21 protein-coding genes are annotated in these 20,033 nt (G+C 41.8%); 11 read left to right on the top strand and 10 right to left on the bottom strand.

Going from position 1 to position 20,033, the window contains the following annotated elements; all coding sequences use genetic code 11:
- Positions 1-7: 7 nt before the first annotated feature.
- The 5 genes from MN086_RS08780 to MN086_RS08800 are packed head-to-tail and all read right to left on the bottom strand — an operon-like array spanning position 8 to position 3,715.
- Positions 8-1,084, bottom strand: a complete 1,077-nt coding sequence (locus MN086_RS08780) for a dehypoxanthine futalosine cyclase (RefSeq protein WP_248575636.1) — start codon at positions 1,082-1,084, stop codon at positions 8-10.
- Between the two features lie 41 nt (positions 1,085-1,125).
- On the bottom strand, positions 1,126-1,524 hold the full coding sequence (gene nusB / locus MN086_RS08785) for a transcription antitermination factor NusB (RefSeq protein WP_248575637.1): 399 nt from the start codon (positions 1,522-1,524) through the stop codon (positions 1,126-1,128).
- Positions 1,524-1,991, bottom strand: coding sequence for a 6,7-dimethyl-8-ribityllumazine synthase (gene ribH / locus MN086_RS08790; RefSeq protein ID WP_248575638.1), 468 nt, complete (start codon positions 1,989-1,991; stop codon positions 1,524-1,526). Before ribH ends, nusB begins: the two co-directional genes overlap by 1 nt.
- 33 nt (positions 1,992-2,024) lie before the next feature.
- Complete coding sequence (gene kdsA / locus MN086_RS08795) at positions 2,025-2,825, bottom strand: 3-deoxy-8-phosphooctulonate synthase (protein ID WP_248575639.1); 801 nt, start codon at positions 2,823-2,825, stop codon at positions 2,025-2,027.
- Positions 2,822-3,715, bottom strand: a complete 894-nt coding sequence (locus MN086_RS08800) for a DMT family transporter (RefSeq protein ID WP_248577095.1) — start codon at positions 3,713-3,715, stop codon at positions 2,822-2,824. Before MN086_RS08800 ends, kdsA begins: the two co-directional genes overlap by 4 nt.
- Before the next feature lie 96 nt (positions 3,716-3,811).
- On the opposite strand from MN086_RS08800, the gene MN086_RS08805 reads away from it, so the two are divergent.
- Entirely contained in the window at positions 3,812-4,072 is a 261-nt protein-coding gene (locus MN086_RS08805) for a hypothetical protein (protein ID WP_248575640.1), read from the top strand.
- Here the strand turns inward: MN086_RS08805 and MN086_RS08810 are convergent.
- Complete coding sequence (locus tag MN086_RS08810; RefSeq protein WP_248575641.1) at positions 4,065-4,811, bottom strand: DUF3108 domain-containing protein; 747 nt, start codon at positions 4,809-4,811, stop codon at positions 4,065-4,067. The genes MN086_RS08805 and MN086_RS08810 overlap by 8 nt on opposite strands.
- Positions 4,812-4,886: 75 nt before the next feature.
- On the opposite strand from MN086_RS08810, the gene MN086_RS08815 reads away from it, so the two are divergent.
- The 3 genes from MN086_RS08815 to trpS are packed head-to-tail and all read left to right on the top strand — an operon-like array spanning position 4,887 to position 8,544.
- Positions 4,887-6,080: a mechanosensitive ion channel family protein gene (locus MN086_RS08815; protein ID WP_248575642.1), complete on the top strand. Its 1,194-nt coding sequence runs from the start codon at positions 4,887-4,889 to the stop codon at positions 6,078-6,080.
- 44 nt (positions 6,081-6,124) lie between these two features.
- Complete coding sequence (gene der, locus MN086_RS08820; protein WP_248575643.1) at positions 6,125-7,528, top strand: ribosome biogenesis GTPase Der; 1,404 nt, start codon at positions 6,125-6,127, stop codon at positions 7,526-7,528.
- 53 nt (positions 7,529-7,581) lie between these two features.
- Positions 7,582-8,544, top strand: coding sequence for a tryptophan--tRNA ligase (gene trpS, locus MN086_RS08825; protein WP_248575644.1), 963 nt, complete (start codon positions 7,582-7,584; stop codon positions 8,542-8,544).
- Between the two features lie 29 nt (positions 8,545-8,573).
- On the opposite strand, the gene MN086_RS08830 is transcribed toward trpS, so the two are convergent.
- The 4 genes from MN086_RS08830 to MN086_RS08845 all read right to left on the bottom strand — a co-directional run bounded on the left by MN086_RS08830 (position 8,574) and on the right by MN086_RS08845 (position 11,727).
- Complete coding sequence (locus MN086_RS08830; protein ID WP_248575645.1) at positions 8,574-8,789, bottom strand: hypothetical protein; 216 nt, start codon at positions 8,787-8,789, stop codon at positions 8,574-8,576.
- Positions 8,790-9,010: 221 nt separating this feature from the next.
- Entirely contained in the window at positions 9,011-9,802 is a 792-nt protein-coding gene (gene murI, locus MN086_RS08835) for a glutamate racemase (protein ID WP_248575646.1), read from the bottom strand.
- Positions 9,803-9,817: 15 nt separating this feature from the next.
- Entirely contained in the window at positions 9,818-11,146 is a 1,329-nt protein-coding gene (rho, locus tag MN086_RS08840; RefSeq protein ID WP_248577096.1) for a transcription termination factor Rho, read from the bottom strand.
- A gap of 191 nt (positions 11,147-11,337) precedes the next feature.
- Positions 11,338-11,727, bottom strand: coding sequence for a hypothetical protein (locus MN086_RS08845; protein WP_248575647.1), 390 nt, complete (start codon positions 11,725-11,727; stop codon positions 11,338-11,340).
- 88 nt (positions 11,728-11,815) lie between these two features.
- On the opposite strand from MN086_RS08845, the gene MN086_RS08850 reads away from it, so the two are divergent.
- The 7 genes from MN086_RS08850 (at position 11,816) to MN086_RS08880 (ending at position 20,020) form a co-directional block, all read left to right on the top strand.
- Positions 11,816-14,233, top strand: a complete 2,418-nt coding sequence (locus tag MN086_RS08850) for a heavy metal translocating P-type ATPase (protein ID WP_248575648.1) — start codon at positions 11,816-11,818, stop codon at positions 14,231-14,233.
- A 71-nt stretch (positions 14,234-14,304) separates the two neighbouring features.
- Entirely contained in the window at positions 14,305-14,556 is a 252-nt protein-coding gene (gene ccoS / locus MN086_RS08855; protein ID WP_248575649.1) for a cbb3-type cytochrome oxidase assembly protein CcoS, read from the top strand.
- A gap of 54 nt (positions 14,557-14,610) precedes the next feature.
- Positions 14,611-15,174 (top strand): YfaZ family outer membrane protein, encoded by a 564-nt coding sequence (locus MN086_RS08860; RefSeq protein WP_248575650.1) that lies wholly within the window; start codon positions 14,611-14,613, stop codon positions 15,172-15,174.
- A 49-nt stretch (positions 15,175-15,223) separates the two neighbouring features.
- On the top strand, positions 15,224-16,606 hold the full coding sequence (locus tag MN086_RS08865) for a phosphomannomutase/phosphoglucomutase (RefSeq protein ID WP_248575651.1): 1,383 nt from the start codon (positions 15,224-15,226) through the stop codon (positions 16,604-16,606).
- Complete coding sequence (locus MN086_RS08870; protein WP_248575652.1) at positions 16,603-17,826, top strand: glucose-6-phosphate isomerase; 1,224 nt, start codon at positions 16,603-16,605, stop codon at positions 17,824-17,826. Before MN086_RS08865 ends, MN086_RS08870 begins: the two co-directional genes overlap by 4 nt.
- 4 nt (positions 17,827-17,830) lie before the next feature.
- A complete protein-coding gene (locus MN086_RS08875) occupies positions 17,831-19,003 on the top strand; it encodes a nucleotide sugar dehydrogenase (protein ID WP_248575653.1) in 1,173 nt (390 codons plus the stop codon).
- A gap of 9 nt (positions 19,004-19,012) precedes the next feature.
- Positions 19,013-20,020 carry an NAD-dependent epimerase gene (locus MN086_RS08880; protein WP_248575654.1) on the top strand — a complete coding sequence of 336 codons (1,008 nt, stop codon included), beginning with the start codon at positions 19,013-19,015 and terminating at the stop codon, positions 20,018-20,020.
- The last annotated feature ends 13 nt before the right edge of the window (positions 20,021-20,033 follow it).

The raw sequence follows: 20,033 nt of genomic DNA on the forward strand, positions 1-20,033 counted from the left end.
AACGTCCTTATTCATAGTACCGTTCTAATATCTCATATGCAGTATTACGTTTTGCAGGCTTTTCACCCACATCTCTAATCAGCTTGATCATCTCTTCCTGGTTCATCTGGTTTTTCGCTCCTGCTGCAGAAACGACATTCTCTTCCATCATCGTCGACCCAAGATCATTGGCTCCAAAAAGAAGTGCCATCTGTCCTATGTAAGAACCTTGTGTCACCCATGAACTCTGAATGTTAGGTACATTGTCCAAAAAGAGTCTGGCTACAGCCAAATAACGAAGGTAGAGATTTGAAGAGGTCTTAGTGATCGTTGGTAACTCTCTTTTAAGCTGCGTATGGTCACTTTGATAAGACCACATGATAAATGCCCTAAACCCTCCAGTCTCGTCCTGAAGCTGACGTATATAATCCCAATGCTCTACAATCTCACGGGTTGTCTCCACCGTACCGTACATCATTGTAGCCGTTGACTTGATCCCAAGCTTATGTGCCTGACGGTGCACTTCGAGCCATGTATCTTTATCGTGTTTTTTAGGTGCGATGATATCACGTACTCTGTCTGAAAGTATCTCTGCGCCTGCACCAGGGATCGAGCTGAGTCCTTTGGCTTTCAATCTACGCAACACTTCGGAGATACTGATCTTTGAACGGTTGGCAATGTAGTCTATCTCGATAGATGAAAAACCGTGTATCGTGACTTGAGGATATTTCTTTGAGATATGTTCAACAAGGTCTTCATACCACTCTATCTGCAGTTTCGGATGTACTCCCCCTTGAAAAAGTATCTGTGTCCCGCCTATGGCCAAAAGTTCGTCTATTTTTTGATCGATCTCATCAAAGGACAGAATGTAGGCATCTTCTTTTTTCTCATGTGTATAAAAAGCACAGAACTTACAATCCACCCAGCAAATATTCGTATAGTTGATATTCCTGTCCACCACAAAGGTAGTAACCCCTTTGGGATGCATCTCTTTCTTGCGTGCGAGTGCCATCTTTCCAAGGGTTTTCAGATCAGCATTTTCAATAAGCTCTACTGCCTCATCAATACTCATACGTTTATGTGTAGAATTGGTACGAATCGTCATTTAGTGCCTCACTTACATTGCGTTTTCACGCATATCATTTTTTATTTCTCTTTATCCAATGCATCCAAAACACCATTGATAAACTGTGGTGACTTTTCATCTGCAAGTTCTTTTGCCAATTCAACCGCTTCATTAATGATAATAGCTTTATCTGTTTTGGCGACAAGGATCTCATAAGCTCCCAGTCTCATGATCGCTTTTTCCACTTTGCCTATGGCATCATAATCCCAATCTTTCAAATGTTCTTTGATCTTGGCGTCTAACATTTCAAGATTCTCTATGGTTCCCTGGAAAAGTACATCTGAAAACTCTTTTTGCTTGTTTCGGATCTTGCCCTCTTCCAAAATTTCATCTGAGAACTTGCCTATATTCTCATTTCCCAGATCATAGGCATAGAGCAGACCTACTACTGCAGTACGTGCTTGATGTCTTGTAGCCATTAGTCAAGCTCACTGTAAAGGTTAACGAGTTCGATCAGACCTACCATCGCTTCAGCACCTTTGTTTCCTGCTTTGGTACCCGCTCTCTCTATGGCTTGTTCAATGCTGTCTACTGTAAGTACACCGAATGTTGCCGGTTTACCATGTTTAAGAGTGACAGATGCCACACCTTTTGTTGCTTCTGCCGATACATAGTCAAAATGAGGTGTGGCACCACGTATCACTGCACCCAAACAACATACTGCGTCATATTTACCTGAAGCCAATGCTTTGTCCAATGCGAATGGTACTTCAAAAGCACCCGGTACCAGGATAAGATCCAGGTCATCTGCATTTCCGCCATGTCTTGCATAGGCATCCTTTGCCCCTTCTACCAATCTGTCTGTAATGAAGTGGTTGAACCTTGCATTGATGATCGCTACTTTTTTACTCTTATCTACTGATAACTGGCCTTCTACAATTTTCATGTTATTCCTTTACTTTTTGTATTTGATTTTTATCTATTCGACGATCGTTCTGATCGCATCGATCTGTTGGATCAATGCATCCAATTTGCTTAACTCTATCATGTTCGGTCCATCACTTAAAGCGATACTTGGATCAAAGTGTGTTTCAAAAAAGAAACCATCCACACCCACTGCTGCCGCTGCACGTGAAAGGTAGGGTACGAATGAAGAGTCTCCGCCCGAACTTGCTCCACCGGATGCAGGCATCTGTACAGAGTGTGTTGCATCAAAGATCACCGGTGCAAACTCACGCATTGTTTTAAGACCGCGCATATCTACAACAAGGTTACCGTACCCAAATGTCGTACCTCTCTCGGTCAGCCATACATTATATTTCTTGGCATTTTCGTAACTCACCTCACCCTCAAACCCTCGGGTTTTAAGCACTTTTCCCACCGAGTGTTCCATCGCTGCAGGTGCCAAGAACTGTCCTTTTTTGATGTTCACTACCGCAGAGGTTTTTGCAGCAGCAACAAGCAGGTCTGTCTGGCGGCATAAAAATGCAGGAATTTGAAGTACATCGGCTACTTCAGCCGCTGCTTCCGGTTGCGTGTAGTCATGTACATCCGTTAAGATCTTATAGCCAAATTGCTCTTTGACCTCCTGAAGCATTTTAAGCCCTTCATCCAGTCCAGGACCTCTAAAAGAGTCCAGACTTGTACGGTTGGCCTTGTCAAAACTGGCTTTAAAATAAAAGTCTTTGGTACAGTCATCATGGTACTGACCCAAAGATTCTGCGATACGCATCACATTGTCACGACTCTCCAGGACACAAGGCCCAGCGATTAAAATCATTTTAGTCCTTTAGGCAGAGCTACAAGAAGCCCCGATAATATTACCAAGATTATACCCAAAACTGTCCAAATATCAGGAATGGGGTCTCCAAGCATGATACCGATCACCACTGCAAAGACAATATTACTGTAACTAATGGTACCAACGATACCGGCCTTTGTCAGTTCATACGCTTTGGTCATCAAAAGCTGTGAGATCGTTGCAAAGATACCTACTGCTATCACATAACCCCACTCTATACCCTGCGGCATGACAAACGCTGCGAACATCCAGTCAAACTCTTCTGAAACGTTCACATAGGGGGTGATAAGCATTAGAAGTAGTGGTGCGACCGTCCCTACCCCCATGAATGACATGACGATGGCACGCGTATCATAGTACTTACGGAGTTCCCGTATGGAAGTATACGCCAGTGCTGCCCCCATACCTGAAAAAATACCCAGGATATCATACTTGTCAAAGGTGCCTCCCTGGGGCTGTGCCACCAGAACGATCCCTATAAACCCTATGATGATCGCCAATAAAGCACTCTTGTGTAACTTCTCATTTAAAAAAAGATAGGCAAAGATAGCCACAAAGATCGGTGAGGTTTTGTTATAGGTCACGGCTTCACCCAGGGGGATATATGCCATGATATAAAAATAGGCCAAAAGTGCTGCAAATCCCATAGAACCTCGGAAAATAAGCAAGAAAGGTTTCCCTCCTATTTGTTTTAAAGGGACCTTATAAATAGCGATACCTACAAGAATGACCCCAAAGATATTACGAAAAAAGGTCACTTCCACAGGGGGGAGTGCTTGACTCACGACTTTTGCGAACCCTCCCATCACAGCAAAGCTCAAAGAGGCTAAAAGCATCAAAAGGATACCCCTGTCCATATTTTTAATCATTTTTGTCAAAAGAGTGTCCTCATTTTTTCTAAAGCAATTTTTTTCATAGATAAAATATCATTTGCTAATTTTGTGAAAGTGTAGCATAATACCTTTATGAATGATACAGAATTTTATACAAACCTCCTGGCCCTTCCCAATGGTGCCAATGATGTACGGTACCTTGGCAAACGATATCTGTTAAGAAAAGAGACATTGTTGGGTGGCAAACTTCTCAAAGTCTACGCTGAAGAGTTGGGTGGTAATGACATCGTCAGCGGGAACTACTACCCTACACTGAAAGACGGGATGCTGAAACCCTGTGAAATGTCAGACAAAAAAGTGATCGACTTTGTGCTGCATGCAAAAGCTATTTGATCCTTGTGAGCTTTGCATCGCCATAGAATAGTATATCTTTGATCACCGATCTATTGATAAATCCGTCTTGTGCAACAGAGAGCAGGATATCCCCTTTTTTCTTTCTGAAATTTTTTTGATGGATGAACGCCTTGGCATAGATCTTTCCGTCCTGACCTAGATCTTTTTTGTAATCAACCACTTGAACATCGTCAGGTACAGTGATCTTGACTTCACCCTTCTGTTTTTCAAGTCCTACTGATTTAAAGAGATATGTTTTTCCTTTCTGTTTCTGCTTCACAGCATGCCCCAGGTTGAAATAGAGTGTCAAGAGGTCATCTTCGGCATAAAATTTGAGGGTTTCGGTACGGTCTTCCACCAATTTCTCTTTCCGCCATTTTCTCACTCTTTTTCTGACAGACTTCTTCTGATGATCAATATGATACTCTTTAATGACCTTTTTATTTCTCTTCTTGCTTGTCATCTGATAAAAATCACTGACCATGAGTCCATCTTTGATATGCCCTTTAGAGACATAATGTTCAGTCTGTCCGCCCATCAGTACTTTCGCCAATCCGGCCAGGGTCACTTTTGTATCGATCTCATAAGTCTCAGCATTTTCCGTAAGTCTGTTTTTTATGGTCCCTACAGTACCGAATATCCCAAAGGTTGCTTTATAGTCCAATTGTGTCACCTTAGCCGAAGCGAAACTTCCTAAAAGTAAAAACAGACCGCTCAATATAAACATTCTTCTTAACACATCGATCCTTTTCTATCTCAATTTATACCAAATTCTATTATAATTATGTGTATAAAAAGTGGAGGACAACAAACGATGCCAACAACTGAAGTAAATACGACCGAGCTCAACACCACACAACCCCTCAATGTCATAGATGACCTCTCAATGAACCTTGATGGGACGATACAGACACTGCTCGTACCTGTCTATGAGAGATTTCCTCTTTTGACCCATACCTTTTTTGATATCCCTTTGGCAAATCTTTTTGCTGCCATAGCGGTCTTTTTACTCTTTTTACTTTTTCGAAAACTCTTCACACTGATCATTATAGGTACCCTGCAAAGAATTGCCAAAGTCACAGACACCTATTATGATGACAAAGTGATCTCTGCACTCAAAGGACCTATACGTTTTGCTTTTATACTTATCGGTGCACACCTCTTCTTCCTACTGATCTTCAAAGAGACTGAATTCATTAAAAATATTCTCAATACATTGATTGTCTACACGCTGTTCTGGGCCATTATTGCTGTGATGGAGTCTTTACGCAGTGCGTTTCACCATGCCACAGAGAAATTTAACCCCGACCTTGCCAAAGAGATGGGAAATTTCATACTCAAAATAGCCAAGATCCTTGTTGGTGCTTTAGGTTTGGGAGCCATGCTTCAGGTATGGGGGATCAATGTGACTGCGCTCGTTGCTTCTTTGGGGCTTGGAGGTCTTGCTTTCGCACTTGCTGCAAAAGATACCGCATCCAATATGTTCGGATCTTTTGCCCTACTTGCAGATAAATCTATACGCATCGGCGAATGGATCAAAGTAGGAGGCGTGGAAGGTACGGTTGAGGATATAGGCATGCGTACGACCAAAATACGTTCATTTGATAAATCACTCATCACGGTACCTAACCAGATCGTATCAAATTCGCCTATAGAGAACTTTTCCCGTAGAGGCGTCCGTAGGATCAAAATGCAGATAGGACTAACATACGGTACGAGCAGAGATCAGGTGAATGCCATCGTAAAAGAGATCAGAGAGTTGTTGCATAACCATGAGAAGATCTCCCAAAAAGAGACGTTACTTGTCAATTTTGAATCTTTTGGGGACTCTTCACTCAATATTTTCATCTATACATTTACCAACACTTCCAACTGGGAACGCTACTTGAATATACGTGAAGATATCCATCTGAAGATCATGAAGATTGTTGAGGAAAACGGAGCAAGTTTTGCCTTCCCTTCACGCTCTATCTATGTGGAACAGATGCCTGATAAAAATATGTTATAATTCTAATAATTAATAGGGAACCTCTAAAAGAAAGAATTTTATTTATGCAAGAACTTAAAAAAGTAGCAATACTAGGAAGACCAAATGTGGGAAAGAGTTCACTCTTCAACCGTTTGGCAAGACAAAGAGATGCCATCACTGCTGATGTCTCTGGAACCACAAGAGATATCAAAAAACGTATCGTGACAATTTCGGAAAACCGTGACTTCGAAGTGATCGATACAGGAGGAATAGACTACTCTTCCGAACTTTTCTCTAAAGTCGCCGATTTTTCAATGAAAGCTGCCAAGATGGCAGATATCATCATCTATATGGTGGATGGAAAGACATTACCATCTGAAGAGGACAGAGAACTCTTTTACAAACTTCAGGCACTGGGTAAGCCGCTTGCGCTTGTCGTGAACAAGATTGACAATGACAAAGAAGAAGAGCGTTACTGGGAATTTTTGGAGTTTGGTGCAGAGGCAACGTTTCCTATGTCAGTCAGCCATAACCGTTATTTTAATGACTTCTATGCATGGCTTGAAGAGTTGATACCACCTCGTGAAGAGGAGCCTGCAGGACTTGAATTGACCGAAGATACGGAAATTGATCCTTTTGATGAGATCGTCCGTGACATCAATAGTACCAAAGAGGAGATCGATAACGAGATCAAAGTGGCTATCATCGGTCGTGTTAATACAGGGAAAAGTTCACTCCTTAATGCACTGTTGGGTCAAGAACGTTCAGTCGTTTCTGATGTAGCAGGAACCACGATTGATCCGATCGATGAAACCATAGAGCATAATGACTATAAGATCACCTTCGTTGATACGGCGGGGATCAGAAGAAGAAGTAAAATCGTAGGTATTGAAAAGTATGCACTTACACGTACAGAAGAAATGCTGGAAAAAGCAAACCTGGTTCTACTTGTACTCGATGCTACCGTAGGTGTGACAGAGCTTGATGAAAGGGTTGCAGGACTGATAGAGAAATACAAACTGGCTTGCCTGATCGTTGTGAATAAATGGGATATCCATGAAGAGAAAACCTATGAAGAAGTGGTTGAAGAGATACGTGATGAACTGAAGTTCCTGCACTATGCACCGCTGATCACCATCTCCGCAAAAACAGGATTGCGTGTCAACAAGATACTTGACAAAGTCACAGAGATCTATCAACGATATACCCGACGTATCCCGACTTCTGAACTTAACGATACGATACGCGAAGCCATCAGAAGACACCATGTACCGACACATAACGGTGCGGTAGTGAATATCAAGTTTGCCACACAGTATGAGACCAAACCGCCTAAGATCGCTCTTATCAGTAACAGACCTGAATTTATACACTTCTCTTACAAACGCTACCTGGCAAATTTCCTTCGAAGCAAGTTTGACTTTGAAGGAGTACCTTTAGACATTGTTGCACGTAGACGCGGTGAGCGTTTCGATGACGATGAGTAGTTTTTTTTACTAACACTTCGCTATAATCTCCTAAATTTATTTTAGGATGATATATGCGTGTACTTACAGGAATACAAGCTTCAGGAAAACTTCATTTAGGAAACTATTTTGGAGCGATGAAGCCTATGGTTGAGCTTCAAGAAGAGCATGAACTTTTTACTTTTATCGCCAACTACCACTCACTGACCAGTTCAAAAGATGCAGCCACACTGAAACAGAACACGATAGAAGCTGCGGTTGATTATCTTTCTATTGGCATCGACCCGGAGAAAACAACATTTTGGGTACAAAGTGACATGTCTGAAGTACTTGAACTTTACTGGATACTCTCTAAATTTACGTCTATGGGACTACTGGAGCGTGCCCACTCCTACAAAGACAAGGTTGCCAAAGGCATCCCTGCAAGTCATGCTCTCTTCTCTTACCCTGTACTGATGGCAGCTGATATTCTTATCTTGGATACTGAAAAAGTACCTGTAGGTAAAGACCAGATCCAACACGTTGAGATGACAAGAGACATCGCGATAAAATTCAACAATGAGTATGGTGAGATCTTTACACTTCCAGAGCACCTTGTACAAGAAGATGTTGCAACGATCCCTGGTATAGACGGGCAAAAGATGAGTAAAAGTTACGGCAATGCCATAGACCTTTTTATGGATGAAAAACCGCTGCAAAAAAGATGTAATAAGATCATCTCATCCTCCACACCGTTAGGTGAACCGTTGGAATATGAGGGGGACAATATCTATGCACTAGCCTCGCTCTTTTTAGATGATGAGCAGAAACTTGAACTCCAAGCACGTTATAAAAGCGGTAAAGAGGGGTATGGGCATTTCAAAAAATATCTTAAAGAGTTGATCTGGGAAGAGTTGGGTGAAGCCAGAGAAAAACGAGAGTATTACCTCAACCATATGGATGAAGTCAATGATATCTTGGCACAAGGGGCTAAGAAAGCCAAAGCAATCGCAAATGCCAAAATGTCTAAAGTGAGAGAAGCGGTAGGACTACTCTAAAGTAACTCCTACTTTCACTCTATCTACACTTACTCCTCTAGATCAAGATCCTCATCTTCATCATCAAGATCAAGATCATCAGCTTCTTCTAGTTCCGCATCAGTCGGCATTTCATAGGCACTCTTATCTAACGGATCTACGAAATTCTGGTCATCGATCATATTGTACTGTACAATTAAATATACGATACCTATAGACAAAAGTCCAACAAGCAATATTGCAAAGCTTTCTAACAAATTTTTCATCTTTTATCCTCAAATTGGTGGTCTGGCAAACTCAGATATAACGTTTCTGAGTTCCATAACTTGCTTCACAACAAATTAGGCTTTTTACATACAGTAAAACCGTATGGATGTATTCTAGCATAGATAAGTTTATAGTAGGTGTTTTTTATTAAAAATATATATGAAAATAACTTTATCTAATGTACAGTTATGTAGCAGTGTAGAAGGTGAAATCGAGGATCTTAATGATTATCCACTTCTATAACATGTATATGGACATAGTTCTCAATGATACTCTCTACCACTTCGATCTGGATCTCACCTGTCGTATGGATATGCACATGTAAATCTCCCTCATTGAGATGTCCTTTTTGGGTACCCAGTGTAAGTAAATGTCTGGATATCGCTTCACCTGTATGGATAAGACTTACATTACAGTCCATGATCTTTTCTATACTCTGACCCACAAGAGGGTAGTGTGTACACCCAAGTACGATCGTATCTACATTATTCTCACGCATAGGGGCAAGCCATGTTTCAAGTAGGCCTTGTGTCACCTCACTCTCCAGTTCGCCTTTTTCTATCTGTTCGACCAAACCGGGACATGCCTGTTCAAATATGGCAACGCTTTTTTGTGAAGCAAGCGTTTGTGACAATGTCTTATACTTATCTCCCTGAAGTGTGGCCGGTGTTGCCAGAACCCCTATTTTCCCTGTTTTAGTCTGTTCTATAGCCGGTTTGATACCTGGTTCTGTACCTATGATGATCAGTGAAGGGTACATTTCACGCAAATGTTTGATCGCAGAAGAGGTGGCAGTATTACATGCTAATATCAATGCATCGATCTGGTGGGTGTTAATCAGATAGTTGGTAATATTTAGTGAGTATTGTAGTATTTGTTCTGGGGTCTTTTCACCATAAGGGGCATTTTTGGTGTCTGCCACATAAAAGATCTGGGCACCTTTGATCACTTGGGTCATAGCCTGAACAACGGTCAAGCCACCCAAACCGGAATCAAAAACACCTATTTTCATACTATATGTCCCCTATTATGCACCTTCGTTCATCAGAGAAAGGAACTCTTCGTTTGTTTTGGTCTTCATCATTTTAGAGAAGAGGAATTTAAGCCCTTCGACCTCTTCCATGTTCTGCATTGCATTTCTCAATGCCCATACTTTTTGCTGTGTCTCCGGCGACATCATTAACTCTTCTTTTCTTGTTCCCGACTTGGTTACATCGATCGCAGGGTAGATACGTCTTTCAGAAACATGACGGCTGAGAACCACTTCGGAGTTACCTGTACCTTTGAACTCTTCAAAGATCACTTCATCCATACGGCTTCCTGTCTCGATAAGCGCTGTTGCAATAATGGTCAGAGAACCACCCTCTTCTATGTTTCTTGCTGCACCAAAGAAACGTTTTGGTTTATGCAGTGCATTGGCATCCACACCACCGGAAAGTACTTTACCTGAACTTGGTGTTACAGTATTGTAGGCACGTGCGAGTCTTGTGATAGAGTCAAGCAGAATGATGACATCTTTCCCCATCTCTACACGTCTTTTGGCTTTTTCTATCACCATTTCGGCAGTTCTTACATGATTTTGTGCGGGGAGGTCAAATGTCGAAGCATACACTTCACCCTTCACTGAACGCTGCATATCTGTAACCTCTTCAGGTCTTTCATCCACAAGAAGTACCATCAGTGAAGCATCGGGATTGTTGTGTGTAATACCATGCGCAAGCTCTTTTAAAAGTTCCGTTTTACCTGTTCTTGGAGGAGCAACGATCAATGCTCTTTGTCCTTTTCCTATAGGGGTAAAGAGATCCAGTACACGTCCTGTCATTTTCATAGGGTTATACTCGAGTTTGAGTTGTTCACTGGCATACAATGGTGTAAGGTTTTCAAAAAGAGGTCTCTGTTTTGACTTCTCCGGAGCCAAGTAGTTGATCGCTTCGATTTTAAGCAGTGCATAATACTTCTCTTGGTCTTTAGGGGAACGTACCTGGCCTGTCACGATATCACCATTTCTCAGTGCAAATCGTTTGATCTGTGTACCGCTTACGTAGGTATCATTACTCGAGTTGGCAAAGTTTCCATCTATTGAACGTAAAAAACCAAAACCATCATTCATCACTTCAAGAATACCCGTGTAGAGGATAAACCCTCCCTGGCTCACTTGTGATTTAAGGATTTCGAAAATAAGATCTTTTCTTTGAAATTCATTAGGGTTTTCAACTTTGACTTCTTTTGCTATCGTTACAAGTTCTGTCAGTGGAAGCTGTTGAAGATTTTCTATTTTATAACCCTCTACCGGTACGTGTGTTCTGTTTTTCCTGCTAGCAGCATTGCCGTTAGAAGATTTTTTATTATCGCTCATATTTCCTCTTGTTTGAATATGCATTATGGAGATTGTACGTTAGCCATACGATATGCTACGTGTAGTAACCGCATTATAATCCTTTTTGGCTGAAATTATGATTAAAGTGCGTGCCTCATGGGCAGGCTTCATAGACTGCAGGGACTCTATGTCAGATTTAGTATCTGACTCTCTAACTGGTCACATCTATTTTATGTTAGGGCATAATATAGTAACGGGGGGTATAAGAATGCTCCCATCAAAAAAAACATTGAAGGTATTTTCCACTCCAACATTTGTGCTATCTCAGGTGATACTTTACGCTCGATAAAGACTTTTTTAATGAGTTCTATTTTATAAAATAGATCAAAGATTTTAATGGCCAGAAGAAAGATCATAGTGACATTCAATATACCTGTAAGGACGACGACAAAAAGTATAAAGTAAAATCCTGGTTGGATGAGAAAAAACCAAAAAATGCTTTTCCGATAATAGGCATAGAGTTTTGCCAAAACACCCAAAAGCGTCTGGGCACGCTGAATATATGCTTCAAAAAGTTCTGCAAAAAGAAGGATCATCGTAAATAAAAGTGCATTTTCCATAGAAGATTTTACCCTTATTTAGATAAAATATATACTTCTCGTAATGTGGACAAAGAACTGCATATTACCATCAATCAAGGAAGTATCATTGGCAGACATAGCATGCACCCACTGTAATCTCACGTTTCCTGAAGAGGTGATGATCGCTGAACAGCAAAATGAAAATCAACTTTTTTTCTGTTGTAAAGGCTGCCAGGGTGTCTACCATCTCTTAAATGCTGAAGGGCTCGATACCTTTTATGACAAGTTAGGCGATACCAAACTTCAACCTGCCATACAAAGCAACGAAGATCTGGAAAAGTTTGACTTGGAAGGATTTAGAAACAAGTACATCACAACCCATGAGGATGGGCTGTGTGAAATCAACCTCATTATCGAAGGTATCCACTGTTCTGCGTGTGTATGGCTCAACGAAAAGGTACTCCATAAAACCGATGGGGTCATAGAGACAAGCATCAACTATACCAATAACAAAGCCAAGGTTATCTGGGACCCTGAGGTCATCCAGCTCTCTAAGATCATAGAAACGATACGTTCTATCGGTTATAATGCCTACCCTTATGACCCGAAGCTTCAAGAGGAACGTGCTATAAGTACACGAAAAACCTATTATACTCGTATTTTAGTGGCAGTATTTGGTGCGATGAACATTATGTGGCTGGCTGTTGCACACTATGCCGGATACTTTGGCGGTATCCAGCAATCGTTTAAAGACATTCTTAATGTAGCTGAATTCCTGTTGGCCACACCTGTACTCTTTTACTCCGGATGGATCTTTTTCAGAGGTGCCTACTATGGCTATAAGAATAATATCGTCAATATGGACACCCTGGTCGCTTCAGGTGCACTCTCTGCCTACATCTACTCCATCTACGCCATGATCACTCAAAGCGGGGAGGTCTATTTTGACTCAGTGGTGATGATCATCACCTTTGTACTGGTAGGGAAATACCTTGAAGTACTGAGTAAAAAGCATGCCGTTGATACCTTGGACACGCTTATGGGAAGTACACCCACCGAAGTGACTACGCTGAAAGATGGGGTAAAATCCTTGGTGAGTATTGAAAACATCATCGTGGGAGACATTATAGAACTGAAGCCCGGAGAAAAAGTGGTCATAGATGGTGAAGTCACCTGGGGACAAGGCTCTTTTGATGAGAGTTCTCTCACAGGTGAAAGTGAACCGATCTATAAAAAGAAAGATGACACGATCTTGAGTGGTTCCGTGTGTTTAGACTCGGTTGTACACTACAGTGCGACCAAAGATGCTTCGAACTCTATGTTGACCTCAATCGTCAATCTTCTTGAGGATTCCATCACGAAAAAACCCCGTATTGAACAGCTTGCCAACTCTGTGTCCGGATACTTTTCAACGATCATTCTCATCATTGCCCTGCTTACTTTTGCTGGGTGGTACTTTTGGGTAGAGAGCTTTGAACAGGCACTTATCGTAGGTATATCTGTGATCGTGATCGCCTGCCCATGCGCGTTGGGGCTGGCTACACCTATGGCGACTCTTGTGGGTATCAGTGTGGCAGCAAAACGAGGTATACTTTTTAAAGAAGCCTCTTTTTTAGAAACGATGGCTAAAAGTGATATACTTGCCTTGGACAAAACCGGTACGATCACCGAAGGCAAACCCTCTGTTGTAAAGTCTGACTATCTTGAAGCATTTGATCCCTCTTTGCTCTATGCACTTGTCAGTACCTCCAACCATCCCATCTCTAAAGGGATCAAAGCCTACCTTGAAGAAAAGCATGAAACATTTGCACCACTCACACTTGAAGAGATCACAACTGTCGAAGCCAAAGGGATCAAGGCCAGATACAAAGGACAATCACTGCTTGGAGGCAATGCAGAACTAATGCAGGCTTCAAAGCCCGATGTGAATACAGATTCGCAAAATGCCCTCTTCTTCTTTATGATAGACGGCAGGCTTATTGCACGCTTTGAACTGAGCGATACCATCAGAGAAGGTGCGGCCAAGGTTATCAAGAAAATTCAAGATCTGGGGGTCAGAGTGGTCATGCTTACAGGGGATCATGAGCAAAGTGCCCAGAAGGTGGCAAAAGAGGTAGGGATAGCAGAGGTCCATGCAAAACTTCTTCCTCAGGACAAAGCTGCCCTGATAGATAGATTTCATCAAGAGGGACATGTTGTTGTAATGGCCGGAGACGGAATTAATGATGCCATAGCCCTTGCCTCTTCAGACATCTCAATCGCGATGGGAAATGGTGCAGATGTGGCTATCTCTGTCAGTGACATAGTGCTTTTAGATGAAAAACCTGAAAGTATTTACGAATCATATAGACTCTCACAAAGAACCTTTGGCGCGGTCAAAGAAAATCTTGGTTTCTCTTTGTTGTATAATGTTGTGGCTGTTCCGCTAGCTGTCATGGGATTTGTCAATCCGCTTGTCGCAGCACTCTCCATGAGTTTAAGCTCACTGGTTGTAGTCGGTAACTCTATGCGTATCAAACGTTTAAAATTCAAGGAAAAGAAATGAGCCAAGGGCGAATCTTTAGTGAGATGAATTGCATAGAAGCTTTGCTTTTATACAAGAAGAAAGGATAGATAATGTCAGAAAATATAGTCATTCTTATGATAGGTATCTCTACACTTTTAGGTGCCATAGGCTTACTGGCTTTGATCTGGGCGGTAAGAACAGGACAATTTGACGATCACAGCAAATTTATTGATGCGGTCCGTCACGACAATGAGGAGGACCTCAAGGATGCTGCTATGATGGAAGAGAAGAAAAAAGCCTATAAAGAGAAGATCAAACAGGAAAAACGAAAAAAAGAAAAAAATTATCGACCGGTAGATTAGTATCTGTCAAGAAAGTTATGATACTATTATATGCATAAATATCAAAGGTTTGCCATGTACGTAAAAAAACTCTGTATCACTTCACTTTTAGCCCTTGGGCTACTCCACGCCCAAAGCAATATAGGGCTCAATATCAATAATGAAGATCTGGAAGTAAGTGCTTCTATCGATCTGAATGCTTTAACCTACTATTCGGACAGCACCTCATATACACTGGATGCTTCTTACCTTCATACGGATGGTGACAACCTGGCGACACTGGGTGTCAGTGCGGAAAGTTCTTTCCAGGGGGTCGAAGGGCTTGCACTCGGATTAGGCCTGAAATCTGTGTTTGCCGATGACTTTATCGCTATTCCTTTCTTTGCAAAAGCAAAATATACACTTCCATTCAACTACAGTGTCCCTACCACTTCAGTGGCAACTAGTGTGGCTTATGCGCCTTCTATACTTACATTGAGTGACGGTGAAAGCTATACGGAGTTTCGAGTAGAGGCAGATATGGAGGTCATTACGAATGTGCATCTGTTCGCAGGCTATCGTAATATAGATACAGAGTATGATACCTACGATCAAACGTTCAATAACAGCTTTTATGGTGGGATGAAACTTAGTTTTTAGTGCTATACTTTCATGCACAGGCCAAACCGGATACCAGGGGAAAAACAGAATGACAGATACGATAGAAAAAAGCATATTCAGAGAGTATGATATCCGTGGGATCTTCGAAAAAGAGCTGAATGAAACATCTGTCAAACTGATCGGCTATTACCTCGGCCAAAAAATCGGTGGAGACAAAGTCGTTGCTATAGGGTATGATGCCCGTTCCCACTCTCCCATTCTGAGAGATTATCTGACTTCCGGACTCAATGCTGCCGGATGTAAAGTATTGGATATGGGAATGGTCGCTACTCCTGTCAACTACTATAGCAACTACATCGATTTTGACGGTATCACTACCGATGCTTCCGTTATGATCACCGGTTCACACAATCCCAGTGAATATAACGGTTTTAAGATCACTGTCGACCAAACACCTTTTTTCGGAGAAGCCATTTATGCCTTAAGGGATGAGATCCTGGCCCATCAAGAACTCATCATAGAAGACCATACTGAAAAAACAGAAATAGATGTCATTACCCCTTACGTCAACTTTATGGTCAAAGAGTTTTCCCATCTGAAAAACTTTCCTCAAAAAATTGTCATAGATGCGGGTAATGGCGTTGCAGACACCGTCATTACCGATATTTTTGATGCTTTGAACTTTCACTACACAGGCCTCTACCTTGAACCGGATGGAACCTTCCCAAACCACCATCCCGATCCCTCTGTAGAAAAGAACCTTACAGATATCAAAGCTGCTCTAGAAAAAGAGGGAGATATCGCTTTTGCCTATGATGGAGATGCTGACCGTATCGCTGTGCTCACACATAAGTACAACATCAAAGGGGACCAAATGGCCCTGCTCTATGCGATGAAGATGCAGAACCCTACGGTCATAGGAGAGGTCAAATGCTCTCAGGTCATGTACGATGAGCTTGAACGCCGCGGTGCAAAAGCCATCATGTATAAAACAGGTCACTCCAACTTAAAGGTAAAGATGAAAGAGACCAATGCAGATCTTGCCTGTGAAGTCAGTGGACATATCTTCTTTAAGAACCGCTATTTCGGGTATGATGATGCTATCTATGCGACCCTTAGAATGCTGGAGCTCATTTATGACGGTATTGATCTGGATAAAGAGATCGATGCACTTCCTACTGTCTTTTCCACAGAAGAGATAAAAGTGGAGACCACAGAAAAAGAGAAGTTTGCGATCATAGACAAAGTCAAAGAGCTTCTTGCCAATCCACCTGAAGATTTTCCCAAAATTCTCAGCATCATCGATGTAGACGGTGTACGCATCAACTTTGAAAAGGGTTGGGGACTGGTGAGAGCGAGTAACACCACACCTGTACTTGTCACACGCTTCGAGTCCACGGATGAAGCACTGGCAGAAGAGTATGAAACCAAAGTCAATGCCCTGATCAAACAAGCAAAGAGCCTATTGTGATCAACAAACTCTCTTTTACGTACCAAGATGAGAAAACCCAGAAGAAGGCGTTTAAGGCGATTGAAAAAGAGCAGCAGAATATTGGCTATTATGCACTCCCAGATCAAGATATAACGCCTATAGTAAAATACTGTGACTCGGTTCCTGATACGGTTGATACGATCGCGGTCATTGGGATCGGTGGGAGTTCTTTAGGTGCCAAAGCCGTGTATGAATTTCTGAAACCTCTCAATGGGCTTACACGAAAACTTTATTTTTTTGAGAGTACTGACCCTATCAATATCACTACTCTGCTTTCAAAGATAGACCTTGCAAAAACCCATTTTCTTGTGATCTCCAAATCAGGGACAACGGTAGAGACCTTCTCTATCTATAAGTACATCTATTCGCTTCAAAGTGATCCTTCGGCCTATACGTTTATCACGGATCCCGACTCACCGCTTGAAAAGTATGCCGAAGAGATCGACGCTACTGTCCTTCATCTCCCTCATAACGTAGGAGGAAGGTTCTCTGTACTCTCAACCGTAGGGCTTGTTCCTCTGGCCTTATGCGGTATAGAGATACAAGCCCTGCTCAATGGTGCAAAGGAGGTCAAAGAGAGCTTCTTTCATGATGGATACCTTAAAGATACACTGTTGAAAAAAGCCGCCTTTTATGCAAAAAATCATACCCAATACAATATCAACTGCATTTTCGCCTATTCTGAAACACTCAAATATTTTTGTGAGTGGTATGTACAACTCTGGGGGGAGAGCTTGGGGAAACACCAGCGCCACAGTGCATTTCATGTAGGTCTTACGCCTATCGGTCTTATCGGTCCGGAAGACCAGCATTCATTTCTGCAGCTTATCATGGAAGGGACCAGGGACAAATCGGTCACATTCATCAAGATCGAAGATTTTCATGACAATATCACTATCCCGGATATCACACTTCCCCACCTGGAAAGTCTCGATACACTCAATAATCTGCCTTTTTCCACACTCATCAATATGCAGTGCGATTCAGTCATGGAGTCACTGGAAGCACAGGATGACATTCCTATTGATACTATTATACTTCCAGAAGTGAATGAGCATACCATAGGTTCACTTCTCTACTACTATGAACTGCTTACTTCACTTGTAGGAGAGCTTATCGATGTCAATACCTATGACCAGCCCGGAGTGGAAGCAGGAAAGATCATTTTAAAAAAGAAACTAAATCAAAAGGAAAGATAAAATCATGAGTTACAAGATAGCCATTGCAGGTACAGGGTACGTTGGACTTTCAAACGGGATCCTATTGGCACAGCACAATGAAGTCATTGCACTGGATGTCATTCCTGAAAAAGTGGAGATGCTCAACAAAAAGATCTCTCCTATTGAAGATGCAGAAATAGAAGACTATCTTAAAAACAAACCTCTGAACTTTAAAGCGACACTGGATAAGCATGAAGCCTATGAGAACGCGGACTTTGTCATCATTGCTACCCCTACGGATTACGATCCGGAAACCAATTATTTCAATACCGACCTGGTAGAGTCAGTGATCAAAGATGTGATTGAGATCAATCCAGATGCAGTGATGGTGATCAAATCTACCATTCCCGTAGGCTATACAAAAAGCATCCGGGAAAAACTCAACTGTAACAATATCATTTTCTCTCCAGAGTTCCTCAGAGAAGGCAAAGCCCTGCATGATAACCTCTACCCTTCCCGTATCATTGTAGGAGAACAGAGTGAACGTGCAAAAACCTTTGCAAACCTTCTGGCACAAGGTGCCATCAAAAAAGGGATTGATATCCTCTTCACAGGTTCTACGGAAGCAGAAGCGGTAAAGCTCTTTTCAAATACTTTCCTAGCAATGAGAGTGGCCTACTTCAATGAACTCGACTCCTATGCAGAGACACACCATTTAGATACCAGACAGATCATCGAAGGTGTAGGACTTGATCCTAGAATAGGTATGCACTACAATAATCCTTCATTTGGATATGGCGGATACTGCCTGCCTAAAGATACCAAACAGTTACGCGCGAACTACAAAGATGTACCTAGCAGCCTTATTGGTGCTATTGTAGAGGCGAACACTACAAGAAAAGATTTTATTGCTGATTCAATCATTAAAAAGAACCCTTCTACTGTCGGTATCTACCGTTTGACCATGAAAAGCGGATCAGACAACTTTAGATCCTCATCGATCCAAGGTATCATGAAACGTATCAAAGCCAAAGGGATCAATGTCGTGGTCTATGAACCCGTATTGGATGAAGAGGAGTTCTTTCACTCCAAAGTCATAAAAGATCTGCAGGAGTTCAAAGATATTTCAGATGTGATCGTAGCAAACAGGCTCTCAAATGATCTCAAAGATGTCGAAGCGAAAGTCTATACCAGAGATCTCTTTGGCAGCGACTAAAGGTAGAAGATGAAGATATTGGTTACAGGAACAGCCGGATTCATAGGATTTCATTTGGCAAAAAAATTGCTTGAGCGTGGTAATGAAGTCGTAGGACTTGATAATATCAATGACTATTATGATGTGAATCTAAAATATGGCCGTTTAAAAGAGTTAGGCATTGATCCTTCAAACATCGAGGAGAACCGACCTGTCACTTCGAGTATTTTTCCAAAACATACCTTCATCAAATTAGATCTTTCCGATAAAGATCAAATGGAAGCCCTGTTTAAAAAAGAAAAGTTTGATGCGGTTTGTAACCTTGCAGCACAGGCAGGTGTACGGTACAGTCTTGAGAATCCCCATGCCTATATCGAAAGTAATGTACAGGGCTTTATGAACATCCTTGAAGGGTGTCGAGAAAACGGTATCAAAAACCTCTCATACGCTTCGAGCTCTTCTGTGTATGGACTCAACAAAGAACAACCTTTTAAAACCACGGATCAAGTGGATAGACCCATCTCTATCTATGCGGCTACCAAAAAATCAAATGAACTGATGGCACATACCTACTCTCATCTCTTTGGTATCTCTACAACCGGTCTTAGATTCTTCACCGTCTATGGTCCATGGGGAAGACCCGATATGGCACCTATGCTCTTTGCAGATGCCATTCTTCATGACCGTGCCATTAAGGTCTTTAATCAGGGAGATATGAGCAGAGACTTTACCTACATCGATGATATTGTAGATGGCTGTATCAAGGTGATCGACAATCCCAATGAAAAAGATCTCTATCAGATCTATAATATCGGGAACAACACTCCAGTACAACTGATGGACTTTATCAAGGCCTTGGAGAATTCTCTAGGAAAAGAAGCCAAGAAAGAGTATCTTCCTATGCAGCCAGGCGATGTCAAATCAACCTATGCAGATGTCAGTGGTCTTATGACTGACTTTGATTATAAACCTAATACTTCCATACAGGAGGGTGTGAACAAATTTGCACAATGGTATAGAGCGTTCTACCATATCTAAAAAACAATTTCTT

Source organism: Sulfurovum sp. XGS-02 (assembly GCF_023213175.1).
Taxonomy (GTDB): Bacteria; Campylobacterota; Campylobacteria; order Campylobacterales; family Sulfurovaceae; genus Sulfurovum.

What these genes read in the sequence shown, in the direction of transcription:
- MN086_RS08780 (WP_248575636.1), bottom strand. Translation starts at nt 1,084, where the DNA reads ATGACGATTCGTACCAATTCTACACATAAACGTATGAGTATTGATGAG.
- nusB (WP_248575637.1), bottom strand. Translation starts at nt 1,524, where the DNA reads ATGGCTACAAGACATCAAGCACGTACTGCAGTAGTAGGTCTGCTCTAT.
- ribH (WP_248575638.1), bottom strand. Translation starts at nt 1,991, where the DNA reads ATGAAAATTGTAGAAGGCCAGTTATCAGTAGATAAGAGTAAAAAAGTA.
- kdsA (WP_248575639.1), bottom strand. Translation starts at nt 2,825, where the DNA reads ATGATTTTAATCGCTGGGCCTTGTGTCCTGGAGAGTCGTGACAATGTG.
- MN086_RS08800 (WP_248577095.1), bottom strand. Translation starts at nt 3,715, where the DNA reads ATGATTAAAAATATGGACAGGGGTATCCTTTTGATGCTTTTAGCCTCT.
- MN086_RS08805 (WP_248575640.1), top strand. Translation starts at nt 3,812, where the DNA reads ATGAATGATACAGAATTTTATACAAACCTCCTGGCCCTTCCCAATGGT.
- MN086_RS08815 (WP_248575642.1), top strand. Translation starts at nt 4,887, where the DNA reads ATGCCAACAACTGAAGTAAATACGACCGAGCTCAACACCACACAACCC.
- der (WP_248575643.1), top strand. Translation starts at nt 6,125, where the DNA reads ATGCAAGAACTTAAAAAAGTAGCAATACTAGGAAGACCAAATGTGGGA.
- trpS (WP_248575644.1), top strand. Translation starts at nt 7,582, where the DNA reads ATGCGTGTACTTACAGGAATACAAGCTTCAGGAAAACTTCATTTAGGA.
- MN086_RS08830 (WP_248575645.1), bottom strand. Translation starts at nt 8,789, where the DNA reads ATGAAAAATTTGTTAGAAAGCTTTGCAATATTGCTTGTTGGACTTTTG.
- murI (WP_248575646.1), bottom strand. Translation starts at nt 9,802, where the DNA reads ATGAAAATAGGTGTTTTTGATTCCGGTTTGGGTGGCTTGACCGTTGTT.
- rho (WP_248577096.1), bottom strand. Translation starts at nt 11,146, where the DNA reads ATGAGCGATAATAAAAAATCTTCTAACGGCAATGCTGCTAGCAGGAAA.
- MN086_RS08845 (WP_248575647.1), bottom strand. Translation starts at nt 11,727, where the DNA reads ATGGAAAATGCACTTTTATTTACGATGATCCTTCTTTTTGCAGAACTT.
- ccoS (WP_248575649.1), top strand. Translation starts at nt 14,305, where the DNA reads ATGTCAGAAAATATAGTCATTCTTATGATAGGTATCTCTACACTTTTA.
- MN086_RS08860 (WP_248575650.1), top strand. Translation starts at nt 14,611, where the DNA reads ATGTACGTAAAAAAACTCTGTATCACTTCACTTTTAGCCCTTGGGCTA.
- MN086_RS08865 (WP_248575651.1), top strand. Translation starts at nt 15,224, where the DNA reads ATGACAGATACGATAGAAAAAAGCATATTCAGAGAGTATGATATCCGT.
- MN086_RS08875 (WP_248575653.1), top strand. Translation starts at nt 17,831, where the DNA reads ATGAGTTACAAGATAGCCATTGCAGGTACAGGGTACGTTGGACTTTCA.
- MN086_RS08880 (WP_248575654.1), top strand. Translation starts at nt 19,013, where the DNA reads ATGAAGATATTGGTTACAGGAACAGCCGGATTCATAGGATTTCATTTG.